The sequence below is a fragment of the Alkalimonas mucilaginosa genome, from assembly GCF_036327005.1.
Lineage (GTDB): Bacteria > Pseudomonadota > Gammaproteobacteria > Enterobacterales > Alteromonadaceae > Alkalimonas > Alkalimonas mucilaginosa.
The window spans coordinates 67,078-89,390 of sequence record NZ_JAUGZK010000013.1; the positions used below are offsets into that span (position 1 = coordinate 67,078).

The following is a 22,313-nucleotide window of genomic DNA, read 5'->3' on the forward strand; positions in this document are numbered from 1 at the left end:
ACTTTCAGGTCTCATCGTGAACACAAACCATGCTCACCGCTATTGCCATTGAAAATTATCGTTCGATTGTTCGCCTTAGGTTGCCTTTGCAGCAGCTGAATGTGATCACTGGTGAAAATGGCAGTGGAAAGTCCAATCTGTATCGGGCACTTCGCTTGCTTGCGTCAGCTGCGACCAATCAATTGGCCGCCAAGATAGCAGCTGAGGGCGGGCTGGATTCCATTTTTTGGGCCGGGATTCTTTTGCCTGAGATGGGGCAGTCCGCGAAAGAACCCAAGCGCTTGCGTCTGGGGTTCTCAAGCTCGGATTTTGGTTACAGCATGGTATTGGGTTTGCCAGTCCCTTCATTGTCCTTTTTTGACCGTGATCCGGAAGTTAAATTTGAAGCCATCTGGCATGGACCGCAGCTCAGGCCGGCAAGTGCCCTGGCGCATCGTGATGGTCCTGTTGTGCAATCAAGAGATGCCGCTGGTTGGAAGATGATGCATCATCATTGTCTTCCCTACCGAAGTATTTTCGATACGTTGGCAGACGCCAAAACAAGCCCTGAAATTATGAATTTACGAGAGAGCATGCGCAGTTGGCGTTTTTACGATCACTTTCGGGTGGATGTGGATGCTCCGGCCCGGCAAGCTCATTTCGGCAGCAGAACCTTAGTGTTGCATCATGATGGTCGTGATTTGGCATCAGCACTGCAAACCATCGCCGAAATAGGAGATGTGAAAGCTTTGCATGCCTTAATTGACCATGCCTTTCCGGGGTGCCGTGTTGAGATCCATGTGATGGATGGTAAATTTCATTTGATGTGGCATCAGAGCGGTTTGCGCAGGCCACTGAACGCAGCGGAGTTATCGGATGGTACCTTGCGCTTTCTACTGTGGGCGGCTGCACTACTGACACCCAGACCACCCGCTTTGATGGTGTTAAACGAGCCGGAATCAAGTCTGCACCCGGATTTGTTAGCGGCACTTGGGAAGCTGATCATGCATGCGGCAGACAATACCCAAGTCATCGTGGTGACTCACTCCAGCAGGCTGAGAGCTGTTTTGCAGCAAGATAAAGCCTGTTCCCACATTCCATTGCTGCAACAAGATGGTGTCACTTTGATCGCAGATCAATCTTGGTTGGATGCCCCTGCCTGGACCTGGCCAGACCGCATGCGTTAAAAGAACGCAGCCTGTGATTCTGAAGCGCGCATCAGTGATGCTAGAATGCAGGGTGCCACACTTTCATTCCAACATCACCTTGCCATCAAGGACTAAGCCACTGTGTTGGTTATTGCGCGAGAGCCAACTTTTGGTTCAGCCCTTGCAAGCGGTATGAGAACTGCTGCAGATTGTGCTGCACCAGTTCGCTGTCGCTCAGCTTAGCAGCGCGCTGAAAGTCTTGTTGCGCCTTGGCTAGATCCTGCGCCACCCAGTGCATCACACCGCGGTTGCTGAGTGCCAGCGCTTGCATTTCGCGTCGCTCGGCTGCCGAAGCCTGAGCCTGGCTGCGAGCCAGCGTGATGGCGCGGGTACAAGCCGAACTGGCAACGCTGATATCGGCTAGCTGGGTGTTGGCGACACAAAGCGCCATGGTTCGGGCAAAAACATCGCCATCGGCTTTGCTGCTGTGCAAGGTGCTCAGGCCTTTGGCTGCATCGCCCTGTTGAATGGCGCTGGCGCCGGGCGTTGCTTCGACAATAGCCATCTGATAGTGGTCACTGGCGCTCACCAAGCCTGCGTTGCAGGCAAGCAGTAAGGCTGCCACAGGTTGTACAATCAAAGAAAGTTTCGCTTTCATGGTGATTCTCCAGTTGCTGTCAGCCAAAAGTGCTGACAGTCCTAACTTTAGAGAGTCCCACCCAATCCTACAAACGATAAAAACAAGACCGATGGTTGAGCAAAACTCATCTGTACTGCTCAAAACTGGCCAGCACCCAGTCAATCAACCACTGGATTTCTGGCCGGTCCGGTTGTTGCCGGTGTTGGATCAGGTAATACTTATCCCGGGTAGTCCAGCTGCCATCAAACAGAGCCACTAAAGCGCCGCTATGAAACCAGGACTGACTGATCGGCATCGGGATCAGTGCAATCCCCAATCCTTGTTCTGCTGCCCGTGCCATGCCAAACATGCTGTCGAGTTGCAGGATTTGTTTAGGGCGAAAATGCTCGATACCGGCAAATTCAGCCCATTGATGCCAGGCATGGGGCCGGGATTGATGCAGCAGCAAAGGCAATTGATTGAGTGCATCCAGCCCCAGCCGGCTACATTGTTCATACAGGCTGGGGTTGCAGGCGGGTTGGTAACTGATGGCAAAAAGCTCATGGCACAGGGCTGCCTGCGGCGGGCTGCCAGAAAGGATAATGGACACATCCGTTGGCCGGCTCGGGTCGCTGCGGGTTTTCACCGTATCTACCCGCAGGTTAATGGCCGGGTATTGCGTCGACCACCCCCGTAAACGTGGCATAAAGAGTTCGCTGGCAAAAAATTCCGGCATACTGATGCTGACTTCCTTACTGCCGGCATTTTGGCTGAACTCGCTGATGGTATGAACCAGCTGCTGCATCACAGGCTGAATGGCCAGATAAAAGCTCTTGCCAGCCGGAGTCAGCTCCAGCGCCCTGGTTTTTCGAACAAACAAACTTAAGCCCAAATCCTCTTCCAACTGCCTGATCTGGTGGCTGACCGCCGACGGGGTGATGTACAACTGTTCGGCGGTATGTTTGAAACTGAGATTGTCGGCAGCCAGACAAAAACAGCGCAGGCCTCGCAAGGGCGGCAGGCGTGTCGACATTAAAAAAACTCCTGATAGTCATATCCAAAGTACTAGCCAAAAAGGTACAGCAAAACTCGTGCCTTTCTTTCTGCCTGCTTTTAGTCAGCATTGTAACCAAAATCCGGCTGTATACCGCTCTTTTTTGGTGCAATTCACCTTGCTGGTGCAACCGGGGCTGGTCGTTTTTTCTTGGGGCCTAGTCGCAGAAAAGCCTAAGCGCTTGATCTACCCCCGCCAGGATGGCGTACACTGAACTGCCAAACCAAACGATTTGTGATTCGATGATCCGACAGCTATTGATGGTTCTTTGGTGTTTGCTACTTGCTGTGCTTGCAACCAGTGTGCAGGCGGTTTCGACGGGCTGGAAGCAGGCGCCGCATATTCAGGTGGAGCTGGTGAGCTCACACCAGACGGTATCTCCTGGCCAGACATTTATGCTGGCGCTGCACTTATTACCGCAAGAGCATTGGCATACCTACTGGCAAAACCCCGGTGACTCCGGGATGCCCACCCAGATCCGCTGGCAGCTGCCAGAAGGGGTGACCGTTTCTGATATTCAGTGGCCAGCACCACAGGCTTTTTCCATCCCACCCTTGATGAATTACGGCTTTGAAGGTTCCACGGTGCTGCTGAGCAAAGTGACTTTGCCGGCCAATTACACTGGTACCGGCTTGCTCGTTAAAGCCGACGCCTCCTGGCTGGTGTGCGAAGAAATCTGTATTCCGGGTGATATGGCGTTTGAGTTGCCGCTGGCGGTGGCACGTCAGCCGGCAGTGTCGGAGCATTACCGTCCGCTGTTTGAGCAAGGTAAAGCAGCGCAGCCGGTGGCTTTGCAGCGGACTGCTTCCTATCAGTTGCAGGATGGTGTGTTTTCTGCAGTGATCGAGTCCCAAGACGATTTGCTGGTGGACGCCTTTTTTGTGGCGGCCACCGATCTGGTTGAGCATGCCCGTGAGCAGGAGATCAGCTGGCAGGATGGCAGCTTGCTGATCCGCCAACCACAGAACACTTACTTTCATCAGGCGCCAGAGCAGATTGAGATTGTGCTGACCAGTGGCCCACAGGCTTTCGTGGTGCAGGCGCAGCGGTTGGATGCAGCTGGCGCTGCGCAGGCGGGTACCGACTTTGGCCTGGCTGCCTTTTTACTGGCGCTGCTGCTGGCGGCGGGTGGCGGCCTGATCCTGAATTTAATGCCCTGTGTTTTTCCGGTATTGTCGTTAAAAGCCATTAGTCTGGCCAACAGCAGTGGCGATGCCGCCAAACAAAAGCGCGATGCCTGGAGCTATACCTTGGGTGTACTGGCGATGTTCGCAGTACTGGCCCTGGCACTCATTGGCCTGCGGGCGGCAGGCGCTGCAGTGGGCTGGGGCTTTCAGCTGCAAAACCCCTGGTTGGTTGGGGCTCTGGCCTACCTGTTCTTTGCGCTGGGCTTGAGTTTATCCGGGCTGGTGCACTTTGGCAGCCGTTTAATGCAGTTGGGATCACACCTTGGTCAGCAGCAGGGCGCTAAGGGCTCGTTCTTTACCGGGGTATTGGCGGTGATTGTGGCCAGTCCCTGCACCGCGCCTTTTATGGGTGCAGCACTGGGGTATGCCGTGACCCAATCAGCACCGGTGGCCTTGCTGGTGTTTTTGGCCCTTGGTTTTGGCATGGCGTTGCCATTCTTGCTGCTGGCTTACAGCCGCCGGCTGGCACGTTTACTGCCTAAACCAGGTGCCTGGATGGATACGCTCAAACAATGGCTGGCGTATCCTTTGTACTTAACCACGGTCTGGTTGCTGTGGGTACTTGGCCGTCAGGCCGGGGTGGATGCGCAGGCGCTGGTGCTGGTGGGTTTGGTTTGTCTGGCTGCTGCGTTATGGCTCTGGGGGCGTCAGCAACTGGGGCAGGGCTTTCGGTTGGCGCCGCAGCTGAGCTGGGTGTTTGCTTTGCTGGCCATCTTGTTGCTAGTGCTGTTGCAGCCACAGCAGGGGGGGGCGCTGCAAAGTGCGGAAAACCGGCATTGGGAACCCTGGAGCCCGGCACGCCTGGCTGAACTGCAAGCGGAGCAGCAACCGGTGCTGGTGAATATGACCGCTGACTGGTGCATCACTTGCCTGGTCAATGAACGGGTGGCGCTTAATACCGACAGCAGCCGCCAGGCACTGACGGACTATGGCGTGACCTACTTAAAAGGTGACTGGACGCTGAGAGGTGCTGATATTCATGCTTATTTGCAACAGTATCAGCGCGATGGTGTGCCTTTGTATGTGTTGTACTGGCCGGGACAGGAGCCAAAAATTCTGCCGCAGATTTTAACGCCAAATACGCTTCGCGATCAGCTTGCACAATTGGCAAATACAACGTCAGGTCATTAGCGCCTGACACTTTTTATGCAGCCAGAGCCGTAGTGGCTGTTTATTTAACAATGAAACGGAGTAATGCCATGAAACTAAAGCAACTTTTCAGCGCCCTGGCGCTGGCTGGTACCGTGACTGCGGTGGCTGCCGCACCACAAATCGGTGCTCCGGCTCCGGATTTTACCGTGGTCGATAGCCACGGCCAAACCCATTCACTGGCAGATTTTGCCGGCAAGAATGTGATTCTGGAGTGGACCAACCACGAATGTCCCTTTGTAGTGAAGCATTACGTCAGCGATAACATGCAGGGCCTGCAGCAGCACTTTGCGGATGCCGATACGGTCTGGCTAAGCGTGATTTCATCTAAACCAGGCAGCCAGGGCCATGTTAGCCCGGAAAAAGCCAATGAGCTGACCGCTAGTCGCAGTGCCCAGCCTGCAGCGGTGCTATTGGATGAAAGCGGCGATATGGGTCGTGCCTATGACGCCCGTGTTACGCCGCATATGTATGTGATTGGTAGCGACGGTAATCTGCTGTACATGGGCGGTATTGATAGCATACCAACCGCCAATCCGGCTGATATTCCTAAGGCGGAGGCTTACCTTGCCAATGCTGGCAATGAAGTTCTCGCCGGTCAGCCGGTAAGCAAGCCAGTCACCCGCCCTTATGGCTGCAGTATTAAGTATTAAACTATCATCATCAACCAGCAGGCCTTGTTGCCTGCTGGTACCTGCTTTGTAAACACATTTGTGTTCTTTACTCCAGTGTAGATATTTTTGTAGCAATATCGAAGCTGGTTTTATGTGATATTTAAGTGATAAATTCTTCCGTATTGTTGTGTTGCTGGGTCTTCATTGATATTGATGTGCTGCTTGATGTGATTCAAGCAACATCAAAAATTAAAAATGAAGGAAATAACTATGAAGTTAGATCTAAAAAAATCCGAGCTTGTCAACCTGTCCCAAGATAACAAAGTCTTACCAGAGGCGTTAACTCCGCAAGTGGCCGGTGGTACCCGCCCCATGCCATCTTCACCCTTTAATGGTTGTATCACTGCCAATATGGATACATGTGTATCCAATCCGGATGGTTCAACCATAGGGTGTTGCATTATCCCCTGATTTTTAGGCCGTTAAGGGAGAATGCCAGCTCTGCTGGCACTCCCAATGATAGCTATGTGTGCATTCAGGCACATTTTTATGTCGTTTACTAAGTCCAGTATGGATGATGAAGTCAGATAATGAGGATTTTCAACATGAACTTACAATTAAAAAAAGAACAATTGCTTAACCTGTCAGAAGACACCTTGGTTTTACCACTGCAACTTACGCCACAGGTTGCAGGGGGAAATACGCTTCAATGCCATTCACCGGTTAGTAGTGAATGTCCTCCAACCGAAACTACGGCAACGATCAGGGAGCTGTTGACCGCTGCTTGTTAATATTGGGTCCTTGTTTTTCGTTGTGATATATATATGATAATTTTTGGTATCTATTGCTGTGCTAAGTTGTAGTTGTTATGACTGGTGTCCCTGCTTTTTGCAGGTGATAGCAAACCAAAAGGAAACAACAATGAAACTAAATCTAAAAAAATCGCAACTGGTGAATTTGTCACATGATAACAAGGTACTTCCTGAAGAGCTAACCCCGCAAGTTGGTGGTGGTTTTGATGGTGGGACTATCCCCGCAACTCGGGATACCCCCAATCAACCAGGCTGTCCATCCGATCCCTTTGGCTGGACCAATGCATGCTGTCAAATCCCTTGATTATTCTTGGGTGATAGGGAGTAAAGCGAGAGGCTCTCCTCTCGCTTTCGTTTATCTTAACAGGCTGTGTAGGAGTTAAGCTTTGTGGCTGATACAACCAAAATTAAAAACATTATTGCATTGCTGACTGCGCATATTACCGACAATATGCATCCCCCCTCTCAGCCAGGGATTTTATCAGGCCGTGCCGGCCAGCTGTTATTTTTATGGTATGCCGCGCGTTGGATCCCCGGCCTCATTTCTGAAAGCCAGTTTGAAGACTTGCTTGCTGATTTATCACCGAATATGGAAGTGCCCTATGCCATGTGCTTTGGCCATGGACTTTCCGGTATTGCCTGGTTTTACGAAGTCATACTGAATGATACGGAGTATCAGGCTGAGTTTAATGCCAACAGCGACACTGTATTGCATGACTATGTGCTCTCTGCACAGGGCAATGCTGAGTTTGAATATGTGCTGGGGTTAAATGGTATTGCGGCTTACGCAGCAAGACGCGCACATCATGGACAGGGTAAGCAGTTGATTGAGAGTCTTGTTGCAGAGCTCATCGCCAGAGCTCACTTTTTTCATGAAAATGAGTGCTCCTGGCCCACACAGCCAACGTCAGCCTATCGTTTGGTGGAAGATAAAGATGAGCAAGAGTTTAACTTAGGTTTGGCTCATGGCGTGCCGGGAATACTGGCCGCACTGATTGCATTAATTCCTCATTTAGATGAAGAGGATTGCAAGCTTAAGGCGACCAAAGTACTGCGTGCAGGCTGTCACTGGCTGGTGAAACAGCAGCAGGATCCAGCTACCTATGGCAGTTATTACGCTAATCTGGCGGGGTACCCTGCAAAATCCAGGCTGGGTTGGTGTTATGGCGATCTTACCATCGCGTTGACTCTGTTTCGGGCAGGTGCCTTGCTGTCTGAGCCGGGCTATTCCAAACTGGCACAGGCTATCAGCCTGCACGCCAGCAGCAGGGGGCCGACGGATGCCATGATTCAGGATGCCGGGCTTTGCCATGGCGCCGCTGGTCTTATCGTCATTTTTAGCTTGTTACAGCGTTATTACCCTCACCCAGAAATAGCTGCTGCATCGGCTCATTGGCGAGACTTTGTGTTGTCGCGTTTTGAAAAACAAGGCTTGGCGGGCTTTAACAAATTAAAAGATGGGCCGGATAATCTGCACTTTGAAGAAGATTACTCATTCTTAAGTGGCTATGCAGGGGTAGGTCTCTGTTTATTGGTTGCCGCTGGCCAAGAGCCGGATTGGATCGATGCGCTATTGCTGGCCTGATAAAAAGAATAAGAAAGGAATGCTATGAGCAGTAAAACCACCCTTATCGCTGACTTTCATGTGGTCAGACTGACGCGCCTTAGTGTGAGTAAAATCAAACAACTCCCCAAAACGAACCTGGCTTTGCAAGATTATTTGGCCAGTTGGTTAGCGTCTCCTGGGGTACTTGAGGCCATCTATCTGGCCAGCCCGTCTTTGGCCGAGCGACTTGAACTTTGGCGCAGCAAGCCAGACAGCAAATCAGGCCGTAAAGTGACTGCCGCTTTGTTAAAGTACTTGATTCGCATGAGCTGCCGGCCTACCCCTTTTGGGCTTTTTGCCGGTGTTGCGCTGGGAGAGTTTGCTGAAAGCAGCCGGCTAATGCCGGGTGATTTGCTGCAGGATAAACGCAAAACCCGTTTGGACATGCATTATCTGAGCACTATGCAACTGCAATGGGCACAGAGTGATGATGGGCGCAAGCAGCTCCGCTACCAGCCCAATACCACCTTGTACCCATTAGGTGCCTTTATGCACTACATTGAATCGTATCAATCGTCTGCGCAGCGGCAGTATCGACTGAGCTCGGTAGAACGTGATGAAGCACTGGAGGCCATGTTACGGCTTGCCACAGCATGCATGACAGAAGCGGAGTTGATCCAGCAATTTAGTGCCGATTTTCCTGATGCTGCAAAAGACGATATTGCGGACTATGTCCGACAGTTGATTCAAGAGCAAGTGCTGGTGGCCGAGCTGAAGCTGCCCTTAACCAGCGGTCAGCCGGATCAGGCATTTCTGCAGCAGTTACTTCAGGCTGGAAATCTCGAGGATAGTACTCAGCTACAGGCTGCTTTGGAACGGTTGGCCTGGATAGATCAGCAACAAGCTGCACAGCCAGATGATTATCAGGCCATTGTGCAGCAACTCAAGCAGCTAGTGTATCCGGTGTCGGAAAATAAATTATTTCAGACCGATACTTACCGGGCGATGATGCAGAACCAGTTGGATAAGGGTGTGGTCACGGTGCTGGAAAAAGCATTGCTGGCATTAAAAGCTCAGAGCTCACCAGCTGAAAGCTCATTTAAAGAGTTTATCGGCAGTTTCCAGCAGCGTTTTGAAGGTCAGTTTGTACCTTTGTTGCAATTGCTGGATGATGAAGCGGGTATTCCTTACTCCAGTGATACGGGTTATGAAACGCCATTACTGGCAGGCATCCATATTGCCAGCCGGCGACGCAGTGGCAAAAACCAGCCGCAAAATGCGCTGGAACAGAAGCTGTTATCAGCCATGCAGCAACAGGCGCGAGTAGCCGTTATTCAATTAAGCAGCGATGACCTTTTAGCCCAGGCCAATAGTGAGACCTTATGGCAACAGCTGCCGGCATCCTTTGCGGCCAATATCAGTTGCTATCTTGATAACGAAGGGCAGCCATTGCTGCATTTCCATGGCTGTTCAGGGCCTTCTGGTGCCAATTTGCTGGGGCGCTTCTGCCATTTGGACGATGGCTTAGAGCAGAAGGTGCGTGCTTATTTAGCCGCAGAAGAAGCCTTGTCGCCCGATGTGGTGTTTGCCGAGGTGGTGCATATGCCTGATGGCAGGCCAGGCAATGTGATTGCAAGACCAGCACTGCGTCAGTATGAGATTGTGTTTTTAGCCGATTCGGCTTTGCCGGAACAGCAGCAGATTCAGCTGCAGGATCTCTATGTTTTTGTCGAGTCCGGGCAGGTGAAACTGTGGTCACGCCGGCTCAATAAACAAGTGATTCCCCGGCTTAGCTCTGCACATAATTACTCCGCACGAAGTCTGGGCTTGTACCGCTTTCTTTGCATGCTGCAGCATCAACAAGGCAGATTGCCATATTTTAATGCCCCTGCCAGCTTTATGCAGATGGAGCAGCAGCCAAGGGTGCAATTGGATAATCTCATCTTACATGAGGCGCAGTGGCTGGTAGATCGCAGCCTGCTGCAAGCTTTGGTGATTGATGACATCTGGCAACCGGAAGCCTGGCATGCACTGGAGCAGCGCTATCAGTTACCCCGTTATGTCTGCTATGCGGTCAGCGATAATGTGCTGACCATAGACCTGCAAAATCCGCTGTTGCTTACTGCTTTACTGGATGAAACAAAAAGTCAGCAAAAAGTTCTGCTAAAAGAATCCCTGGCCATGCAATATCAGAGTGCGGTGCGCACTGGGGATGAGGATTTTGTGCATGAAATCATTGTGCCGCTGTTAAACCCTAAGGCCAAACCTTTTACTACCTTGCACCCCAATCCGGCCAGGCAGTTGGGAATGACCATCCAACGTCGCTTTGCACCTGGTTCACAGTGGCTAAGTCTTAAAATTTATGCCGCTCAGAGTACGGCTGAGCTGGTGCTAAGCGATATCCTGGCTCCTTTCCTAAAGCAGTGTCAGCAACAGGGGCTGTTTACGCAATGGTTTTTTATTCGCTATGGCGATCCGGACTGGCATCTGCGAGTACGCCTGCGTGGTGAACCTGCCATGCTCTATGGCCAGGTACTGCCGCTGTTACAGCAGCGACTGGCTCCCTGGTTGGAAAGTGGCCGGCTGCATAAAACCGAGCTGTTTACCTATCAACGTGAGGTTGAGCGCTATGGTGGCGATGCCGCTATGGTGTGGGTCGAGCGGCTTTTTCAAGTCGATAGCAGTTTGGTGCTCGATACCTTGGCACTAATTCGTGAATATGGCGAGTCGGTTCGCTGGCGCATGGCACTACAGGGGGTGGACGCTCTGCTGACAGCCTTTGGTTATCAGGCGGGACAAAAGTTGGCGCTGATTAGTGAGTTGCGACAGGGCTTCGGGCAGGAATTTCAGGAGCATGCGCAGCTGCGCACGCAACTGGGCAAGAAGTATCGTGAATACAGTTCACAGATAGAACAAGACTTCCGGGCGCTGGCAACAGGCAGCAACGAACAGCCATTGCAACAGATGCTGCAGCTCAGACAGCAGTTGTTGCAACAGCTGGGCCCAATTACTGCAGAGCTATTAGTGTTGCAACAGCAAGCGCAGCTTAGTTGTTCGCTGGATTCGTTAATGCATTCGCTGCTGCATATGTTTAACAACCGAATTTTTAAAGCCTACGGTCGTGAGCAGGAGTTTGTGGTGTATGACTTTTTACGGCGCTTGTATCTGGCGGAGCAAAGTAAACAGCAACGGCAACAACAGCATGCTGGCTAACAGTTGTCGTTGATATCGAGTCTGGATGATCCATCCGACAGGTCTGATAGCCCGAAAAGTAAGTTGTGCAAGGCTATGGACTCACCTGGCCAATACGTAATTAAAGTAGTAGTACTGGTTTAAGTAATCGTAACCCAAAGGAACAGAATCGTATGAAGCTTACCTTACAAAAAAAGACGTTAATCAACTTGTCGATGGACTCTGCGCAGTTGCCCATTGGCCTGACACCTCAAGTCGCGGCGGGGCAGGGCTTTCCGTCAGAGCGTGGCTGCACAGGCCATCTGGACTGCAATACAATCTCACAATACAACTGCGATACTTTGATTGAGTGCGGCCCGTCCTATGCTGTGGCTTGTAAAACCATCCCTTGCCATACCGTAGAGTGTTAAAACAAGCTGAACCTGTCGGTTGACAGGTTCACTTTTTGCTTGTGTTATAGTTACATCCATTATGTAGGATGAATCAGGATCCTTAAGTGCTTTTTACAGCAGAATTCTTACCGGGGTATGTGTCAGTGATAAGCTGGAATTGTGAGGCGACAGAGCGGGTATGAAATCTCTTTTCCGTGAACAGGTCCTGACCCAGCAAAGTGCACGCATGCAAGGTGAAGTCAGTTTGGTGCAAGTGCCTGCTTTTGCCTGGCTTACTGGCTTGATCGCCTTTATTGTGGTGTGCTCGCTGATTTTCCTGCTGAGTGGCAGTTACAGCCGCAAAGCGGTGGTCTTTGGTGTATTGCAGCCACAGCAGGGAGTGATTCGGGTGCAAGCCTCTCAGTCCGGTACTGTGGAGCAATTATTGGTGCAGGAAGGCGATTGGGTGGAAGCCGGTCAACCCTTGCTGCAGCTAACCATGCAACATTTCTCCTCAGAGCATTCCGAGCTGAATGCTTCACTGCAACAGGAGCTGGCTGCTATTCTGGCCAACCTGCAGCAGCAAAAACAGCAGGAGTTAAGCCGTTTTAGCATTCGGACACAAGAAATCAATGAGCGGGTGCTGAACCTGGAGCAACAGCTTGAGCAAGTGCTGCAACAGCAAGCGACTTTTCAGCAGCGCTTAGCGTTAAATCAGCATTTGGTGGAGCAGCTTTCACAGCTATCCGGCACTGGTTTTATTTCCAATCTGGAGCTCAGCAGGCAGCAAGATACGCTGTTGTCGTTGCAGCAACAGGATCAGGTTCTGCAAGGCCAGCAACTCACCCTGCAAGAGCAGTTAAAGCAACAGCAAAGTCTGCAACAACAGCTACCGCTGGAGCACCAGGCCACGCTGGCACAACTGGATAATCAAATCTCAGAGCTGCGTAATCAACTGACACGCTTGCAGCATGAGCAAAGCAGCATGATCCGAGCGCCGAAGGCCGGTACCGTCAGTGGCATTTTGCCTAGGCCTGGCCATTTTATGAATGCGGGCAATAGTGTGTTGAGTTTATTGCCCGAAGGGGCCGAACTGGAAGCTATCGTCTATGTCCCAACCAGCGCCATTGCGTTTATTGAACCTGGCCAGGATGTCCGGTTGCGTTTTCATGCATTTCCCTATGAACGGTTTGGTGTGCATCAGGGGCAGGTGCGGGAGGTGAGCCATACCGTCCTGTTACCCGAGGAAGTGCCAGAGATGACGTTGCAGGAGCCCAGTTACCGGGTGCGGGTGCAGCTGTCTGCGCAGCAGATCCAGGCTTACAATCGTGACTTGCCACTACGGGCGGGTATGACCCTGGATGGCGATATTATCACCGAGCGTCGCAGCCTGTTGCAGTGGCTGTTTGATCCGATTTATAGCTTGAAAGGACAGTTGTAATGCAGGCCATGACCGAGAAACTGACATTCTGGCAGCGAAGTAGCCTGCCGATGGTGCACCAAACCGAAGCGGCGGAGTGCGGTCTTGCCTGTATGGCGATGGTGGCGGGTTTTCATGGTTACCAGGCCAGCCTGAATGAATTGCGGCAAAAATTCTCCCTGTCCATTGAAGGTTGTACCTTGCTCGATCTGATGAATTTTGCCGAAAAGCTGCAACTATCAAGCCGGCCACTTAGAATTGAGCTGGAGGATTTGGCAGCACTTAAGACACCTTGCATCTTGCACTGGGATTTGAATCACTTTGTGGTGTTAAAAGCAGTGCAGGCCAGGCATGTCATTATTCACGATCCGGCCATGGGGCTGCGCAAGCTGACGCTGGAAGAAGCCAGTAAACACTTTACCGGTGTAGCACTGGAGTTGTTACCAACCAATGAGTTCAAGCTTAAACCCGGTCAAAGTCGGTTGGGTTTGGCCAATTTCTGGACAAAAATTACTGGCCTGAAGCGTTCTTTGCTGTTGCTTTTTACCTTATCCATTTTGTTGCAGGTGTTTACTCTGGTTGCACCCTATTACATGCAACTGGTCATCGATGATGTGATTTTAACCAGCGATACCAGCTTGTTACTGGTACTGGCGCTTGGCTTTGCGCTGGTGCTGTTGTTTGAAGTGGCCACCAGCGCAGTGCGGGGGTTCGTATTGTTGCATTTTGGCAACTTACTGAATATCCAGATGGCGGGTAACTTATTTCATCACTTAATCCGTTTACCGCTAAGCTATTTTGAAAAGCGCCATATGGGTGATGTGGTCTCCCGTTTTGGCTCGTTGCGCCAGGTGCGTGAGCTGTTAACTACCGGGGTTATTGAAGCTTTAATCGATGGCCTGATGGCGGTTGCGATTTTGGCTGTAATTCTTATCTACAGCCCAATGCTGAGTCTGGTCGTACTGGCGGCCGTGTTGTTGTATGCCGGCTTTCGGTTAGTGATGTATCGTTCACTGCGTGCTGTGTCTGAGCAGGAGATTCTGGCTCAGGCGAAAGAAAACTCCAACTTTATGGAGACAGTACGCGGTATCCAGACCATTAAACTCTTTGGTTCAGAAGCCAAGCGGGAAGGGTTGTGGCAGAACCATTTTATTGATGCGACCAATCAATCCATTCGCCTTGGTGTCTTCAATATTTCCTATCAGACGGTTAATCGGCTGCTGTTTGGCCTGGAGAATATTCTGGTGGTGTATCTGGCGGCGCTGCTGGTTATTGATGGTGGCTTTAGTACCGGGATGCTGTTTGCCTTTATAGCGTACAAAAGTCAGTTTATGGACAGAATGGCGCGCCTGGTAGAAAAGATGATTCAGTTCCGTATGCTCAGTCTGCACTTTGAGCGTTTGGGGGATATTGCCCTGACCGCCAAAGAGCAGGTGCATCCGGCACAGGAGCGTGAGCAGCGGGTACTGCAAGGTCGGCTGGAGCTGCGTAACATTGACTTCTCCTACAGCGATGTCACCAAGCCGGTGTTGCAGGATGTTAGCCTGGTGATTGAACCCGGTGAGTCTGTGGCTCTGGTTGGCCCTTCTGGTTGTGGTAAAACTACTCTGATGAAGGTGATGCTGGGCTTGTTGCAGCCATCAAAGGGTGAGGTGCTGGTGGATGACATACCACTGCCGCAGTTGGGGTTGGCCAATTACCGGCGCCAGATAGCTGCGGTGATGCAGGATGATCAGCTGCTATCCGGCTCCATTCGCGACAACATTGTGTTTTTTGAAGAGCAGTACGATATGCGCCGGGTCGTGGAATGCGCCCAAATGGCCGCGGTGCACCAGGACATCGAGCAGATGCCGATGGGCTACAACAGCCTGATTGGCGATATGGGCTCAGCGCTGTCGGGCGGGCAAAAACAACGTATTCTGCTGGCCCGGGCGTTGTACCGACAACCGCAAATTCTGTTTTTGGATGAGGCGACCAGTCATTTGGATACCAAAACGGAGTCCTATGTCAGCAAAGCCATTCAGCAATTGCACATCACCCGGGTGGTGATCGCTCACCGGCCAGAGACAATTGCCTCGGTAGATAGGGTGATTGAATTAAACGCGCATCAAATATAAAAATCATTGCTAAACAATGCTTTATATGGGCAAAAGCAAAGGCATAGCCTCTGCTTAGGCTGGAAGTTCCTGGTGCTGCACCAGCGTGAGTAGTTGCTGAATGGTGGTGAGGCTGTGTCGCTGCATAATAAGCTGCCGCCCCAGCATCAGCGCTAAACGCTCACTACGGGCACGAAGCTGCTCATTACGGATCTGCTCTAAATCCGCGACATGAGCCAGGCCAACGGTACGGCGGATCAATTCACAACCGGCATAGCCGATGCTGTCGGCCAGCACTTGTTGCAGGAAAAAGTGCTGATAGCTGCTGTTGGCAAAGCTACTTTCTTTGCTCTGGGTTTGCATCAGTTGGCTAAACTCACTGGCAAAACCTTGCCAAAGTGTTTCGATTTGTTCGAGCAGATACCTATGTTGTTGCTCGAGGGCAGTAGTGTCTTCCTGCAAACCAAACTGACCGGCGTAGTTCAGCAATAAATTGCCGATCAGGCTGCCGACGTCGAAACCGATAGGGCCATAAAAACCAAACTCAGCATCGATGACTTTGCACTGTTGTGCATCAATAAAAATACTGCCGCTGTGCACATCGCCATGCAACAGGGCTTGTGGCTTGGAAAGAAAGTCCGCTTTCAGTCGTGCCACTTCGGCCTGCAAGGCCTCATCGTGCCAAAGCTCACGCGCCTGTGGCAGAATGGCCTGATGAATGTTGTTGCGCTCGTGATTGCAGTAGGGATCGGTGAAGAATAAATCTTCAGTAATCAGGCAGAGTTCCGGGTTTAAAAAGCGGGCAACCTCGGTTTTCTTCTGTAAACCATTTAGCACAAAATCACTGGTATGAAACAAGGTATGCGCCAGATACTGCGCCATTTGGCTGGCAAGCCTGGGGAACTGTTTGCCCGCTACCAACTCGCTACGCAAAATAGTCAGTTGCCCTAAATCCTCCATCAAAATCGCTGCTTTGGCTGCATCGTAATGCAGTACTTGGACGGTATGTTCCGGGCAAATCCGACCGTGACGTAGCAATACTTCAGCCTCTATTCTGGCTCGGTCAATGGTAAGCGGCCAGCTTTCACCAACACAGCGGGCGTATGGCAGGGCTTGCTTCACAATCAGGCTTCGGCCCTGTTGGTTTTTAACCCGAAACACCAGGTTCAGGTTGCCGTCACCAAATTCTTCGGCTTCAAGTTTGTCGCTGTCACGAAAAGTATCACTATGGCTGAGTGCAAACTGTCTGGCATCGTCTGCGGTAAAAGTTTGGTAGTCGCTCATGCTGGATCCGGACTTGTCAGGGCAATAGAAGAGCTGCATAATCGCAAACATTCTAGACGTCTGCAAGGCTAAATTGGGCATAAAGCATGAAAAATATAGCGGGTCTCAGCATTAAAACCGAGCAAAGCCAACTGTATATACTGGATCAAACGCAGTTGCCGCATCAGCAAAGCTGGCTGCACTGCACCGAAGTAAACCAAATGGTTACCATGATCCAGCAGTTGCAGGTGCGGGGGGCGCCGGCCATTGGCATGGCTGCTTCCTTATTGTTGGCATATCGGGCAGAGCAGGGGGATAGCCGGGAGCAACTGCTGCAAAGCGCTGAAGTGCTTCGGGCAGCCCGCCCGACAGCGGTAAACCTGATGAATAATCTGGATGCCATGGCTGCAGCCTTGGTGCAGCAGGATTATGTGGGGGCCGCAGTGGAATGTGCGGAGCAGCTGTTTGCCGAGGATGTGCAATTGTGCTTGCAGATGGCTGCCCATGGTGCCGCGCTTGTGCAGCCGGGTGAGCGTTTGCTGACACATTGTAATACGGGGGGCCTGGCAACTGCAGGCGTAGGCACTGCCTTTGGGGTGATTCGGTTAGCACATCAGCAGGGGAAGCAAATTCAGCTATGGGTCGATGAAACGCGGCCCCTATTGCAGGGCGGGCGCTTAACTGCCTGGGAGTGTCAGCAGCTCGGCATCCCCTATCAGCTGATATGCGACAATATGGCGGCCATGTTAATGGCTCGCGGTCAGGTCGACCGTATTTTTGTCGGGGCCGACCGCATTGCCGCCAATGGCGATTTTGCCAACAAAGTTGGCACTTACAGCCTGGCAGTGCTGGCACATTATCATCGGATCCCTTTCTATGTGGTAGCGCCGCATACTACAGTAGACCCGGGTTGTAGCGATGGCGGTCAGATCCCGATCGAGCAGCGCCCGGCGGCGGAAGTGCGCGGTGTGAGCGGTAGTTTTGGCAGCGTCTGCTGGTCACCGGAGCAGGCATCCGTATTTAACCCAGCCTTTGATGTTACGCCAGCTAAGCTGGTGACTGGCTGGGTGCTGGACAGTGGTGTGTTTGAGGGGGCTGCTGTTGCTGCCGGCGTCTTAACGCGGCTGCGTTGAGCATAAAAAAATGCCCGGAGCAAGCTCCGGGCGAAAGACAAGGATAGACAGGGTGGAACCGCCTTTTCGGGGCGACAGGTACAGACTAAGTTGTTTCTGTTTTGCTGACAAAGGAGATAAATCCATCCGTCGAATGAGAAAAACTCAGCTATACAACCCTGTTGGTTGTCACATTGGACTGCTAAGGCTTTAAGGCAATAATGGAAAGCGACTGGCAATTTCGCTACCAGTAAAGTTAGCAACCCAGCCTTCCGGGTTATTGAATAACCGAATCGCGGTGAAGTTGGGATCGCTGCCCATATCAAACCAATGTGGGGTATTAGCCGGTACACTGATTAAATCGTTTTGCTGGCACAGCACCTGATATATATGCTCGCCCAAATGCAGACAAAACAACCCCTCACCTCGGACAAAAAAGCGCACCTCATCTTCACTGTGAGTATGTTCGGCCAGAAACTTTTGCCGTAAGGCCACTTTATCCGGGTGATCACTGCTTAGTGAAATCACATCTACCGTCACATAGCCGCCTTGCTGCTTAAGTCGCGCGATGTCATCGCTGTAGGCTGCCAGGATGCTGGCGTGATCGGTGCTGGCCTCGATGGGTTGATTGGCTTGCCATTGTTCAAAGCGGATCCCTTGTTGCTGCAGTTTCTCGGCAATCTCAACCAGGTTGTCGCTTTGGAATACTGGTTGAGTGGGCTCCTGGGCTGTGTAGATGGTTAAGCTGGACATAATTAGACCTCGATTTGGTTAAAATCCTGGGCAACCGGGTGCATCCCAGAGGCTTGACCGTCACGAATTAACTGGGTGGTAGCGATCCCCAACTTGCTGGCGGCATCCAGTTCGGCCACCACATCGGACAAAAACAGCACCTGGCCGGGTGGCAGTTGCAAATGTTGCAAAATAGCCGCGTAGGAGGAGATCTCCTTTTTTCCACCAATGCGGGTATCAAAGTAACCACTGAACAAGGGGGTTAAATCGCCAAAGTCACTGTAGCGAAACAGCAGTTGCTGCGCCTCTACCGAGCCTGAGCTGTAGACAAAGAGTTGCACCCCCTTGGCTTGCCATACTTTGAGCTGCTCGGCAGCATCCGGGTACAGGTGGCCGGTAAAGTGCCCTTGTTGATACCCGAGCCGCCAGACCATGCCTTGCAGGGCTTTCAGTGGCGTGATTTTTTCATCAGCACGGATCCAGGCCTGCAATTGGGCAATAATGTCGTTCAGGCTGGCTTCCGGTTGCTTCATCAACTGGCGGACCGCCTTTAGTTGCAAGGCTACTTCGGCCTGTTCACTGCGCTGGCGGATAAAGTCCGGTAGCTGCTCTGCGGCATAGGGAAACAACACCTCGGTGACAAAGCTGATACGGGTGGTAGTGCCTTCAATGTCGGTGATCAGGGCGCGGTATTTCATAAAGATCCAGTAAGTCGAATTCGTTCCAGCTCACAGTGTATAAGAAATTCCCAGGCCTCTAAATGTCTTTTTGCTTCATCCAGATTCTGGCCCCAAACATAAAGACCATGGCCGCGAACCAGTAAGGCCGAGGCGCCCTTCACCTGTGACCAGTTGGTAGCGACCTGAGCGGCAAGGGCTGGCATGTCCTGAGTATTCTCAAAAATAATCAGGGGGCAGGGCTGGTCGTGGCTGAGCTGACCGCGAATGGCCTTTTGCATCTCGTAGCCGGTAAATGTGTGCTGTTCGGTTGGAATCAACCGGGAAAACACGGTGGCTTGTACCGAGTGAGTGTGCAACACCGCTTTTATTGAATCATCCAGTTGATAAAGCCGGGCGTGCAATGCTGTTTCTGCAGAAGGCTGACCGGCGCAAACCAGCTCGCCTTCTGCCCAACTGACTGGCAGCAGATCGTGCGGGCTGAGTTCGCCTTTATCTTTGCCGGATGCGGTGACCAGGGCACTGTGTTCAGCAGTGCGTATGGAAAAGTTACCGCCAGTAGCAGGCACCCAGTGACGGCTGGCAATCCAGCGGCCAGTAGCACACAAGGCGATCGCGTAAGGATTTAATTGTTGTACCTGCTGCGTTGTATGATTCATTAGCTTACACCTCTGAACGCCCTGACGTTTAGATGTCTATACATAAATAGGGCTGAAATGATAGCATGCCTGAGTAATTTGGCAACCAGTGCGGCTTAGTGCCGGCTTTGGCCGGTTGCAGCGAGCCTGCTGCAGGCGTTAAGGTAAGGATAGTTCACTGTCAGGACAAACTATGTACTCCAACCTCCAATCCAAACTGCCCGCAGTGGGCAGCTCGATTTTTAGTCAGATGTCGCAGTTGGCTGCTGAGCAGCAAGCGATCAACCTGTCACAGGGCTTTCCTGATTTTGGCTGTGATCCTTTCTTGCTGCAGCAACTGGCAGCATATAGCCAGCAGGGGCTGAACCAGTATGCACCCATGGCTGGGGTGTTGGTTCTGCGCCAGCAGATCGCCGCTCTGATTGCGCGTTGTTACCGGCAGCAGCTATGCCCGGAGCAACAGATCACGGTTACATCTGGTGCAACCGAGGCGCTGTTTTGTGCCATCCAGGCACTGGTTCGCCCCGGTGATGAGGTGATCGTTTTTGATCCCGCTTACGACAGTTATGCCCCAGCTGTACAGTTGGCTGGTGGCAGCACGGTGCACCTGGCTCTGAAGGCCCCTGATTTTCAGGTCGACTGGCAGCAAGTGGCGGACTCGATTACCGATAAAACCCGGCTGATTATCGTCAATAGCCCGCATAATCCAAGCAGCCAGGTTTTTACCGCGGATGACTGGCAGCAGTTGCAGCACCTGGTTTGCCAGCATGGTTTGTATTGCCTGAGCGATGAAGTCTACGAACACATGGTATTTGATCGCCGGCCGCAACTCAGTGCCTTGTGCTTTCCAGACTTAGCAGCGCGCAGCCTGGTAGTCTCATCCTTTGGCAAAACCTTTCATGTCACCGGCTGGAAGCTGGGGTATTGTGTGGCGCCAGCACCGCTGATGGCGGAGTTTCGCAAAGTACATCAGTACGTCACTTTTTCCAGCTTTACTCCAGCGCAATATGCGGTAGCGACCATGCTGCAGCAGCACCCGGAGCAGGTCAGTGGTTTAGCTGCCTTTTACCAGCACAAGCGTGATTATTTTGCATCGCAACTGAGCCACAGCCGCTTGCAGTTGCTGCCTGCACAGGGGACTTATTTTCAGCTGGCCGATTACAGTGCCATCAGCGATCTATCGGATGTTGAATTTTGTCGCAGGCTCACTATCGATCACAAGATAGCAGCAATCCCGCTGAGTGTGTTTTATCAAGCACCGCCGGACCAGCGGTTGATTCGGTTTTGTTTTGCGAAGGACGAATCTACTTTGCGCCAGGCAGCGGAGGTGTTATGCCAGCTGTAAAGGTTGCCGCAGTCCAATGCAGGCTGCATTGGCAGGATCCCAAGGCCAACCGGCAGCAGTTAGCCGGGCAAATTGCAGCTTTGAGCGGTCAGGATTTGATTGTGTTGCCGGAAATGTTTACCACCGGCTTTTCGATGGACAGTGCCGCCGTTGCCGAGCCGGCCGGTGGGGAGAGCCTGAACTGGCTGAAACAGCAGGCGGCGTTATCCGGCGCGGCACTTTGTGGCTCGGTGGCGGTGACAGAGCAGGGCAGGTACTACAACCGTTTGTACTTTGTTACACCTGAAGGGCAGTACTTTCAGTACGATAAGAAACATCTGTTTCGGATGGCGGGCGAGCATGATGCCTACCAGGCTGGTACTGATCGGGTGATTGTACCCTGGCGCGGGCTGCGTTTTTGCCTGCAAATCTGTTACGACCTGCGTTTCCCGGTATTTAGCCGAAACCGGAATGATTACGATGTGTTGATTTATGTTGCTAACTGGCCGGCACCGCGTCGCTTGGCCTGGCGCACGCTGCTGGCAGCCCGCGCCATTGAAAACCAGTGCTACGTGATTGGTTGTAACCGCATCGGCAGCGATGGCAATGGTGTTGAATACAGTGGTGATAGCTTGCTGCTCGATTATTTGGGCCAGTCGCTGGTGGATGGTGCTGATAGGGCGGCTGTGTTGGCAGCTGAGCTGGATGGAGCCGCATTGCAGCAGTTTAAAGATAAATTCCCGGCTTATCTGGATGCGGATGGGTTTGAACTAACGACGAGGAGATAAGAATGAAACATCAATGGTTAGGGTTGTTGGTATTGCTGGCGCTGCTTGGCTGCAGCGACAGGTCAGCAGTTCCTTCTGCGGTCAAGGGTGAATTGGATGCACTGGACTGGCGTTACGCCACCGATCCTCATGGCAGCAAGGCAGCTGTCGATGGTGACCTGGTGCAAGATGGTATTGCCCGCATTGCCTTTACCCGTGTCCCCCGGGTTGATGAGCAAAACAACTCCTGGGTCGAGCTGATTTATGATCTACCTGCAGGCAGCTTGGGCGGTTACAGTAGCATCTCGCTGGAATACCTCAGCAGTAGCGATTTGGTGGTGAAGTTATCGCAGCTGGAGTATGGCGAGCAAGGCGATCAGAGCTATGCGCATTATCAGACAGTGTTATCGGCGGCAACCGACTGGCGGCAAGTTACCCTGGTTCTGAGTGATTTTGAGCGTCCGGACTGGACACCTGCAACATCCATCGATCATGGCATAGTAGCAGCGCATGTGAATGCCATTTATCTGGTACCGGATTTGACCGACGACGCAGGCGGCCAGGCATCGCTCAGCATTCGTGCAATTCGTTTAACAGAGTAACACTATTTCAA

Annotated in this window: 20 protein-coding genes; 14 read left to right on the top strand and 6 right to left on the bottom strand. The window is 52.0% G+C overall.

Annotated elements, in window-relative coordinates; genetic code table 11:
* The first annotated feature begins 29 nt into the window (after window positions 1-29).
* Window positions 30-1,166 (top strand): AAA family ATPase, encoded by a 1,137-nt coding sequence (locus QWF21_RS14820; protein ID WP_330088818.1) that lies wholly within the window; start codon window positions 30-32, stop codon window positions 1,164-1,166.
* 109 nt (window positions 1,167-1,275) lie between these two features.
* Here the strand turns inward: QWF21_RS14820 and QWF21_RS14825 are convergent, their stop codons facing one another.
* Complete coding sequence (locus tag QWF21_RS14825; RefSeq protein WP_330088819.1) at window positions 1,276-1,785, bottom strand: hypothetical protein; 510 nt, start codon at window positions 1,783-1,785, stop codon at window positions 1,276-1,278.
* A gap of 106 nt (window positions 1,786-1,891) precedes the next feature.
* On the bottom strand, window positions 1,892-2,779 hold the full coding sequence (locus tag QWF21_RS14830) for a LysR substrate-binding domain-containing protein (RefSeq protein ID WP_330088820.1): 888 nt from the start codon (window positions 2,777-2,779) through the stop codon (window positions 1,892-1,894).
* A gap of 263 nt (window positions 2,780-3,042) precedes the next feature.
* Between QWF21_RS14830 and QWF21_RS14835 the strand changes: the two genes are divergently transcribed.
* The 9 genes from QWF21_RS14835 (at window position 3,043) to QWF21_RS14875 (ending at window position 15,208) form a co-directional block, all read left to right on the top strand.
* Complete coding sequence (locus tag QWF21_RS14835) at window positions 3,043-5,118, top strand: protein-disulfide reductase DsbD family protein (RefSeq protein WP_330088821.1); 2,076 nt, start codon at window positions 3,043-3,045, stop codon at window positions 5,116-5,118.
* Window positions 5,119-5,186: 68 nt separating this feature from the next.
* Complete coding sequence (locus QWF21_RS14840; RefSeq protein WP_330088822.1) at window positions 5,187-5,789, top strand: redoxin domain-containing protein; 603 nt, start codon at window positions 5,187-5,189, stop codon at window positions 5,787-5,789.
* A gap of 566 nt (window positions 5,790-6,355) precedes the next feature.
* Window positions 6,356-6,541, top strand: coding sequence for a hypothetical protein (locus QWF21_RS14845; RefSeq protein WP_330088823.1), 186 nt, complete (start codon window positions 6,356-6,358; stop codon window positions 6,539-6,541).
* A gap of 130 nt (window positions 6,542-6,671) precedes the next feature.
* Window positions 6,672-6,866 (top strand): hypothetical protein, encoded by a 195-nt coding sequence (locus tag QWF21_RS14850; protein WP_330088824.1) that lies wholly within the window; start codon window positions 6,672-6,674, stop codon window positions 6,864-6,866.
* An 84-nt stretch (window positions 6,867-6,950) separates the two neighbouring features.
* Window positions 6,951-8,147, top strand: a complete 1,197-nt coding sequence (locus QWF21_RS14855) for a lanthionine synthetase LanC family protein (RefSeq protein WP_330088825.1) — start codon at window positions 6,951-6,953, stop codon at window positions 8,145-8,147.
* Between the two features lie 24 nt (window positions 8,148-8,171).
* A complete protein-coding gene (locus QWF21_RS14860) occupies window positions 8,172-11,321 on the top strand; it encodes a lantibiotic dehydratase (RefSeq protein ID WP_330088826.1) in 3,150 nt (1,049 codons plus the stop codon).
* Window positions 11,322-11,473: 152 nt separating this feature from the next.
* Complete coding sequence (locus tag QWF21_RS14865) at window positions 11,474-11,710, top strand: hypothetical protein (protein ID WP_330088827.1); 237 nt, start codon at window positions 11,474-11,476, stop codon at window positions 11,708-11,710.
* A gap of 160 nt (window positions 11,711-11,870) precedes the next feature.
* Window positions 11,871-13,112 carry an HlyD family secretion protein gene (locus QWF21_RS14870; RefSeq protein WP_330088828.1) on the top strand — a complete coding sequence of 414 codons (1,242 nt, stop codon included), beginning with the start codon at window positions 11,871-11,873 and terminating at the stop codon, window positions 13,110-13,112.
* Window positions 13,112-15,208, top strand: coding sequence for a peptidase domain-containing ABC transporter (locus QWF21_RS14875; protein WP_330088829.1), 2,097 nt, complete (start codon window positions 13,112-13,114; stop codon window positions 15,206-15,208). The genes QWF21_RS14870 and QWF21_RS14875 overlap by 1 nt, the downstream gene beginning before the upstream one ends.
* A 54-nt stretch (window positions 15,209-15,262) precedes the next feature.
* On the opposite strand, the gene mtnK is transcribed toward QWF21_RS14875, so the two are convergent.
* The gene (gene mtnK / locus QWF21_RS14880; RefSeq protein WP_330088830.1) at window positions 15,263-16,471 is read right to left on the bottom strand and encodes an S-methyl-5-thioribose kinase; all 1,209 of its coding nucleotides are present in this window, start codon (window positions 16,469-16,471) and stop codon (window positions 15,263-15,265) included.
* 86 nt (window positions 16,472-16,557) lie between these two features.
* On the opposite strand from mtnK, the gene mtnA reads away from it, so the two are divergent.
* The gene (gene mtnA, locus QWF21_RS14885) at window positions 16,558-17,583 is read left to right on the top strand and encodes an S-methyl-5-thioribose-1-phosphate isomerase (protein ID WP_330088831.1); all 1,026 of its coding nucleotides are present in this window, start codon (window positions 16,558-16,560) and stop codon (window positions 17,581-17,583) included.
* Between the two features lie 189 nt (window positions 17,584-17,772).
* Here mtnA and QWF21_RS14890 read toward each other — a convergent pair whose 3' ends face one another.
* Genes QWF21_RS14890 through QWF21_RS14900 form a run of 3 tightly spaced genes read right to left on the bottom strand, consistent with a single transcriptional unit; the run spans window position 17,773 to window position 19,630 of the window.
* Window positions 17,773-18,315 (bottom strand): 1,2-dihydroxy-3-keto-5-methylthiopentene dioxygenase, encoded by a 543-nt coding sequence (locus QWF21_RS14890; protein ID WP_330088832.1) that lies wholly within the window; start codon window positions 18,313-18,315, stop codon window positions 17,773-17,775.
* A gap of 2 nt (window positions 18,316-18,317) precedes the next feature.
* Window positions 18,318-18,992: an acireductone synthase gene (mtnC, locus tag QWF21_RS14895; protein WP_330088833.1), complete on the bottom strand. Its 675-nt coding sequence runs from the start codon at window positions 18,990-18,992 to the stop codon at window positions 18,318-18,320.
* A complete protein-coding gene (locus tag QWF21_RS14900) occupies window positions 18,989-19,630 on the bottom strand; it encodes a methylthioribulose 1-phosphate dehydratase (RefSeq protein WP_330088834.1) in 642 nt (213 codons plus the stop codon). Before QWF21_RS14900 ends, mtnC begins: the two co-directional genes overlap by 4 nt.
* Window positions 19,631-19,802: 172 nt before the next feature.
* Here QWF21_RS14900 and QWF21_RS14905 point away from each other — a divergent pair, with 172 nt between their 5' ends.
* Genes QWF21_RS14905 through QWF21_RS14915 form a run of 3 tightly spaced genes read left to right on the top strand, consistent with a single transcriptional unit; the run spans window position 19,803 to window position 22,302 of the window.
* Window positions 19,803-20,954, top strand: a complete 1,152-nt coding sequence (locus QWF21_RS14905) for a pyridoxal phosphate-dependent aminotransferase (protein ID WP_330088835.1) — start codon at window positions 19,803-19,805, stop codon at window positions 20,952-20,954.
* Complete coding sequence (locus QWF21_RS14910) at window positions 20,942-21,721, top strand: amidohydrolase (RefSeq protein WP_330088836.1); 780 nt, start codon at window positions 20,942-20,944, stop codon at window positions 21,719-21,721. Before QWF21_RS14905 ends, QWF21_RS14910 begins: the two co-directional genes overlap by 13 nt.
* A 2-nt stretch (window positions 21,722-21,723) precedes the next feature.
* Window positions 21,724-22,302 (top strand): carbohydrate binding domain-containing protein, encoded by a 579-nt coding sequence (locus tag QWF21_RS14915; protein WP_330088837.1) that lies wholly within the window; start codon window positions 21,724-21,726, stop codon window positions 22,300-22,302.
* Window positions 22,303-22,313: the final 11 nt, after the last annotated feature.